Here is a 7,348-nt window from a genome sequence, read left to right on the forward strand (position 1 = left end):
CCACGAATAGTGAAGATGTTTCCTTAAACCTCGAAGCGCGGCCACGTGCAGGCGTCAAGTCCGGGTGGAGGCATGAGCCTCTTGTCCCTGCTCCGTCCCGCTTATAACGAGGTCGGCCCTATCAAGCAGATTCAATCAGGTGTCGTCAGTTTTATTTTCGGAAACGATTCCGAGCACAATGGTCCAGCAAGAACTTCCCCTCCGCCAAGGGAGCATTAAACTCGGCGTCGTACTCGAGCTAAAAGAAAAGACCGAGCTGCGAATCCAGTATACTTCTGCAGGCGAGGTTTTCGTAACAGTTTCAGACAAGGGGACAAAAAAATACCGTATTGAAATGCCTGAAATTAAGCCGTTATTCGATCAACTGCTGAAATAAACTTTTCTTGAGCAAGGGGAGGTATTGTGAGGGCGAACAAATCATGGTTTTTCTACATCCTTATCCTGATGTTGCCACTCCTTGTTCTTTCCGTGGTCGGCCTTATCATGGTTATACATGCAAGAAGATTTTACAATGTTCAACTTTTCCTAAAGGACCGGGCGATACCGGATTTGAAGATACCCTTGACCGCGGCCGGCTGTTTTTCTATAATACCAAGTAAGATTGTAGGAATTATCTCACGCATTTAGGGGGGACTGTGCCATGAGACAAACCCATGGTAAAAGAAAAAGCTTTAAGGGCTGGTTAGCGTTATCCATAGTGGTTGTATTGCTGACCTTGTCCGCTTGCGGCAACGGGGCGAGGCAGGGACAAGCCGGCTCCGGCGAACAGTCCGGCGGCGGGCAAAAGCAGAATCAGGATTTCGTGGTCGGTTACTTGAACGTGATGGACGATGCGCAGGCGATGCTTGCCGCGGAAGCCAAGCTGTATGAGAAGAACGGGTTGAATGTGACCATGCAGAAATTCACCAGCGGTACGGACTTGATTAAGGCCATGGTCGGCGGACAAGTCGATGCGGGCGTGCTGGGCTTCACGAACGCGGTGTCGTGGGCGGCCAAAGGCGCGGGATTGAAGGTCGTCGGAGGCGCGCAGATGGGCTTCCACAGCATTCTTGTCAAAGAGGGCAGCGGGATTGAGAAAGTCGAGGATTTGAAAGGCAAGAAGCTGGCCTCCCAAGGGCAAGGCAGCACGGCTGATATCGTACTTAACGGCGTAGCGTTGAAAAATGCGAATTTGACGAAACAGGACGTGCAAACGGTGTATGTCGATCCGGCGCAAGCCATCCAGTCGCTTGCCTCCGGGGCGGTCGACGCCGCTTTCGTGTTCGAACCGTATAACAGCATTGCGGCCACGACGATGGGCGTCAAGCAAATTTACGAGATCGGCAAAGTATGGCCGTTCCCCTGCATGGTCGTGATTACCACGGACAAAAACCTGAAGGAAAACCGCGATGCCGTCAATCAGTTGCTGGATTCGCAGAAGGAAGCGATTGAGATGCTGCAGAACGAGCCGGACAAATCAGCCGAGCTGCTGGCGGGCAACTTCGTGGATCAGGATACGATGACCGCCGTCGATGGCGGTGAAGTCCGGTCGGTCGACGTAATCCGGCAGGCGATCGAAACACAAAGCTTCAACTGGGAGATCACCCCGGACAACGTCGGCCGCATGCAGGAAATCGCGGACATTATGAAAGAGCAAGGGGTACTCGAAAAGGAAGTCAACGTTGAAGATATTCTCGACCTGGAATGGCAGAACGGACAATAATCAGCAGTGATGACCTGGAGGAGATTTCCTTTGGCATGTCCAAAAGAAATTAGACACAAGGAAGAATGATGTAGAAGTTTTTTTATACTTCGAATTACAACTTTTCGTGTGAGCGGCCTGACCGGTTTATCGGCAGGCCGCTCATTCTTATGCCGCTGATTTTTTCGGTTGAACCTTTTTGTGGATTACACAAATAAAACCACAGATTAATGTTGACTTATGTGGTATTACTCGCTAATATAAACGTACAAACCTCATAACCCGTATTGAAAACGAATACAAAAGAGGCCGTCATCCGAATTGTTCTGTGGGTTCTTGAGTGTTTGGAAAACCGAATGGGAGGGGTTTCATACCATGGCCAAGAGAAGCGCATTGCTGCTGCTGGCAATCGGTCTCGTCATGAGCTTGTTCCTGAGCGCATGCGGCGGCAACAACGGCGGAAGCGCCAACGGCAGCGCGAATTCGAACGCTGGCAAGGGCGCCGAAGGAGCGGCGGGCGAGGGAACAGCCGAGCCGTCGAACGAGGCAACCGAAACCGTCGCGGGGGAAAAAATCGAGCTCGATTTCTGGACGTTCTGGGGCTCCGAAACGCGTCGGCCGATCATTGAGAAAATCATTGACGACTTCAACAAATCCCAGGATCGCATCATTGTGAAGCATACTTACCTGCCTTGGGGCGATATTTGGACGAAAAATCTGGCCTCCATCGCCGCGGGCAACCCGCCGGATGTGATCGTCAACGACATCAATACGGTGGCAACGCGCGCGAAAAACCGCCAGGTCGTCAGCCTGAAGCCGTATCTCGACAAAGAGAACATTCAGGACCGCTTCTTCCCGGAGCTGTGGAATACCGTGATGTATGAGGACCAGGCCTACGCGCTGCCGTTCAATACGGATACGCGCATGCTGTTTTACAACAAGGACCATTTCGCGGAAGCGGGCCTCGATCCCGAGAATCCGCCGGCGACATGGGCGGAGCTTGAAGAAGCCGCGAAGAAGCTGGACAAGAAGAACGGCAGCCGCTACGAGCGCATCGGCTTTTATCCGACCTGGGGCGATTTCGGCTGGGACAGCTGGGTCATGAACGCCGACGGCGGCACCGGCTTCCTCGACATGGAAGGCAACGTGACGATCGATACGGAGAAAAAAGCGGCAGCCATCAATTGGATCAACGGCTGGACCGAGCGTCTCGGCGAAGATACGGTGAATGCGTACAAAGCGGAATTCGGCAGCCAGCAGGCGGACGCGTTCGTCTCGGGCAAAGTGTCGATGATGACCCGGACGGCCACGTTCTATACCCAGCTGCGCGATTACGGACCTGACGTCAATTTCGGCATTGCGCCGATTCCCGCCTATGAAGAAGGCTCCGGCAATTACAGCGCCGGCGGCGGCTTCGTCGTCGAAATTCCTTACGGCGCGAAAAACCCGGACGCCTCCTGGGAGTTCATCAACTATTTGACCGACGTCCAAGCGCAGCAATATTGGGCGGTCAAAAACTTCGACAACGTCGCGAACAAAGAGGCTGCCGACCAAGCGGCGCAAAGCCCGGAGCTGGACGAAACCGGCAAAATGGTTTATGCCAAAGCCGTCGAGAATTTGCAGAACACGAAGCTTTTCCCGACGCCCGCGTTCGCGCCGGATTACCGCAACCTTGTGAATCCCCAGGTCGATGCGGCGCTGCTTGGCGACACCACGGCGGAGAAGGCGCTGGCCCAGGCGCAGAAAGACGTGGAGAAGCTGATCCAAAGCAACCAATAAGCGATACGTTACCGGCAAACAATGGAGTGGTGGGCAACGGCTGCCGCTCCTTTTTCATTCAAGGCGGGCAGAGAGGAGCGGCGGAGAGATGAAGGAATCCACGGTTGCCGAGCGTACGGCGACGGTCAGACGACGGCTGTCGATGCAACGGAAGGAAGAGCTGCAAGGCTATGTTTTTGTATCCCCTTGGGTAATCGGCTTTATCGTCTTTGCCCTGGGTCCGATGCTGTTCTCGCTGTACGCGAGCTTCACCAACTTCAACATCACCTCCAGAATGGATTTTATCGGCTTGGGCAACTACATCCGCATGTTTACGCTGGACAAATTGTTCTGGATCTCGTTATACAACACGATATATTACGTCGTCTTCATGGTCCCTCTGACGACCGCCGGCGCGGTTCTGCTGGCTGTGCTGCTCAATCAGGGCATTCCCGGGATGCGAATCTTTCGCACGGTCTATTATTTGCCGGCGGTGCTGTCGGGTGTCGGCGTTTATTTTCTGTGGATGCAGCTGTTGAGCCCGTCCACCGGCCTCGTCAACACGGTGCTGTCGTGGGTTGGAATTGCCGGCCCGGCATGGCTTTTCGACCCGGATTGGACGAAGCCGGCGCTCATTATGATGAAAATGTGGAGTCTCGGCGGCGGGATGCTGCTGTATCTCGCGAGCCTGCAGAACGTTCCGGCGCAGCTGTACGAGGCGGCGGAAATCGATGGGGCGGGCGCGATCCGGCGCTTCCGGACGATCACGCTGCCGATGATTACGCCGGTTATTTTCTTCGACATCGTCACCAGCACGATCGGCGGCTTTCAAATTTTCCAGGAAGCGTACGTGATGTCCGAAAGCGGGGACGGAGGGCCGCAAAACTCGCTCGTTTTCTATAACCTGCATATGTGGAACAAAGCGTTCGAGGTGTTCGACATGGGCTACGCGACGGCTATGGCCTGGATGCTGTTCGTCATCGTAATGGGACTGACGCTCATCAATTTAAAATTCGCGAAACGCTGGGTGTATTATGAAGGAGGCGACCGCTGATGAAAGGAGCCGTTCAAACCGGAAGCCGCTACTATGCCGATCGCCGCGTCCGCGAACGAATCCGGAAGGCCACCGTGCTCCTGGTCCTGGTCGCCGGCAGCCTGATTCTGCTGTCGCCGGTATGGTGGATGTTCGCCACCTCCGTCAAATCGATGCAGGAAATCGCGCAGTATCCGCCGACTTTTGTCCCGAAGCAATTCAATTTCCAAAACTACGCGGATGCCTGGAGCTCGCCGGCGGCCGACTTTACGCGCTGGGCGCTCAACACGGCGTTCATTACCGTATCGGTGGTCATCGGCAATGTGCTGGCCAATTCCTTCATCGCATACGGCTTCGCCAAGACGCGATTTCGCGGCCGCCGCCTGATGTTCTCCGTCGTGCTGGCGACGATGATGATTCCGGGGTTCGTCACGATGATTCCCCAGTACATCCTGTTTTCCAGGCTTGGCTGGATGAACACGTACCTGCCGCTCATCGTGCCGGCCTTCTTCGGCAGCGCCTTTTACATTTTTCTGCTGCGCCAGTTCTATATGTCGATCTCGAACGAGCTGCTCGAAGCGGCGCGAATCGACGGCGCGAACCATTTTACGATCTGGATGCGCATCGCGGTCCCGCTCGCCAAGCCGGCGATCGCCACGATCGCCATTTTCTCGTTCAACGGCGCGTGGAACGATTTTCTGGGACCGCTGCTCTATGTCAACGACGAAACATTGTACACGCTGCAAATCGGGTTGCAGACGTTCAGGGGAATGGCGGGCCAAACCCAATGGAATTATTTGATGGCGGCTTCGCTGCTGGTGCTGCTGCCCGTCATCCTGCTGTTCTTCTTTTTTCAAAAATATTTCATACAGGGCATGGATTTATCGGCGGGGACCAAAGGATAGGAGCCGCGGGCCCGCAACGAATAGGAGAGATCGAGCATGACAGCCATAAAGAAACCGCAGAATGTCATTACCTTGAAACAGGCGCTGGAGGCGGCCGAACGCCACAAATTCGCGGTCGGCTCATTCTCGCCGCGCTACACGCCGGTCATTGCCCCGGTGCTGCTCGCCGGACAGGAAACGCAATCGCCGCTGATCGTGCAAATTTCGGAAAAAGAGCTCGACCGTTACGGGATCATGCCGCAGGAGTTCGGCGACGAGTTCTACAGCCGGGCGGCCTCGCTCGGGATTACGGTTCCGCTCGTGCTTCACCTGGATCACACCAAAAGGCTGTCCGTGATCGCCGCCGCGATCGAGGCGGGGTTCACTTCGGTCATGATCGACGCGTCCGAAATGGCGCTTCAGGACAATATTGCCGCGACGAAGGAAGTCGTCGAGTACGCGCACGCCCGCGGCGTGTCCGTCGAAGCGGAGCTCGGCATGATCGGCACGACCGATTTCATCGAAACCGATAAGGACGAAGAAATGTATACCGATCCCGAGGAGGCGCGGACATTCGCGGAAGCGACCGGCGTGGACGCCTTGGCCGTGTCGTGCGGCACCGCCCACGGGGTCTATAGGGTCCGGGAGCCAAAAATCGACTATGCGCGGCTGGCGGCCATCCGCTCCTTGACGCCCGTGCATCTCGTCCTTCACGGCGGTTCCGGCGTGCCGGAGCAAATGATGAAGAACGCCATCGAGCTCCCGGACGGAGGGGTAAGCAAGGTCAATATCGCGACCGACCTGGAGCTCTCGCTGCTCTCGGCGCTCGGCCGCCGGGAACGGATGACGAACGCGGAATGCCGCGCGCTGCCCGCCCGGCAGCTGGAGCTCGGGCGGGCGGCCGTCAAGCAGACGGTTGCCGATAAAATCAATCATTTCCTCGGCAGCCGCGGGCAAGCGGGCCGCTTCGGTCTGCATACCGTGTAAAATAAGTTGCATTTTGCGGGATTTTGACCGATATTAAAGAAATGAATGAATGACTGGCATGCGGGGGTAGGGCTTGTATGATCGTCGTGCAGCGAAGAAACAAAATCAAGGAGCGGCTGTTTCAGCAGCGGAGCGTGAAGGTATCCGAGCTTGTCCGGGAGTTCAACGTCTCGGAGGAAACGATCCGCCGGGACTTGAACCAGCTGGAGAGGGACGGCCTGGTTCAGAAAAATTACGGCGGCGCGATTCTGGTGGAGGAAATCGACAACGTGGCGATTCCGCCGGTGCAGCAGCGGAAGCTGCAGTATTTTGACGAGAAGGACGCCATCGGCCGGAAAGCCGCGGAGCTGGTGACGGACAATCAAATCATTATTCTGGATGCCGGCTCCACGACATGGTGCATGGCCCGTCATTTGAAGCAGGCGAAGGGCTTGACGGTCGTTACGAACGGCATCAACGTGGCCGAGGAATGCAGCCATAACGAGGAAGCCTCGATCTTTCTGCTCGGCGGCAAGCTGATCACCAAGTCGATGAGTCTCGTCGGCCCGCAGGCGGAAATCGAGCTGCAAAAATACAACGCGCACTACGTGTTTCTCGGATCCTCCGGCATTTCGATGCGCAAAGGCTTCACCAGCTCCGATATTTATGAAGCCGAAATTAAAAAAGCGATGATCGCCGCCGGCCAGAAGGCGGTCATCCTGGCGGACCACAGCAAATTTCTCCGGCATGCGCTCGTCTCGTTCAGCAGCTTTGACGATGTCGACATCGTGATCACGACCGATCTCGTCGATCCGGACATCCTGCGTGAGCTGGAAGACACCGGCGTCAAGGTGATCGTCTGCCCGGTGAAAGAAGCGGGTGAAGGTTCGGCGGCCGAGCTTCGGTGAATTTTGTCCGTTTATCCCTGGCGGCGCGGGCCGGCGGGCGCCCCCCCCGGGGCGCCCGGGGGGGGGCCCCCCGCCCCGCGGGGCGCCCCCCCAGGGACCCCATCAGGGCGGGGGGGCC

The 7,348-nt window shown here is 56.3% G+C and carries 6 protein-coding genes; all 6 read left to right on the top strand.

Translation table 11 applies throughout. From position 1 onward, the window contains the following. The first annotated feature begins 640 nt into the window (after positions 1-640). Positions 641-1,702, top strand: a complete 1,062-nt coding sequence (locus RWM61_RS01505) for an ABC transporter substrate-binding protein (RefSeq protein WP_313996606.1) — start codon at positions 641-643, stop codon at positions 1,700-1,702. 354 nt (positions 1,703-2,056) lie between these two features. Beyond that, positions 2,057-3,460, top strand: coding sequence for an ABC transporter substrate-binding protein (locus tag RWM61_RS01510; protein ID WP_313996608.1), 1,404 nt, complete (start codon positions 2,057-2,059; stop codon positions 3,458-3,460). An 88-nt stretch (positions 3,461-3,548) separates the two neighbouring features. Beyond that, positions 3,549-4,493 (top strand): sugar ABC transporter permease, encoded by a 945-nt coding sequence (locus RWM61_RS01515; protein ID WP_313996610.1) that lies wholly within the window; start codon positions 3,549-3,551, stop codon positions 4,491-4,493. Beyond that, complete coding sequence (locus RWM61_RS01520) at positions 4,493-5,377, top strand: carbohydrate ABC transporter permease (protein ID WP_313996612.1); 885 nt, start codon at positions 4,493-4,495, stop codon at positions 5,375-5,377. The genes RWM61_RS01515 and RWM61_RS01520 overlap by 1 nt, the downstream gene beginning before the upstream one ends. A 36-nt stretch (positions 5,378-5,413) precedes the next feature. Then, positions 5,414-6,343 (top strand): class II fructose-bisphosphate aldolase, encoded by a 930-nt coding sequence (locus tag RWM61_RS01525; RefSeq protein WP_313996614.1) that lies wholly within the window; start codon positions 5,414-5,416, stop codon positions 6,341-6,343. 77 nt (positions 6,344-6,420) lie between these two features. Continuing rightward, positions 6,421-7,230: a DeoR/GlpR family DNA-binding transcription regulator gene (locus RWM61_RS01530; RefSeq protein WP_313996616.1), complete on the top strand. Its 810-nt coding sequence runs from the start codon at positions 6,421-6,423 to the stop codon at positions 7,228-7,230. Positions 7,231-7,348: the final 118 nt, after the last annotated feature.

Source organism: uncultured Paenibacillus sp. (genome assembly GCF_963515335.1).
Lineage (GTDB): Bacteria > Bacillota > Bacilli > Paenibacillales > Paenibacillaceae > Paenibacillus_I.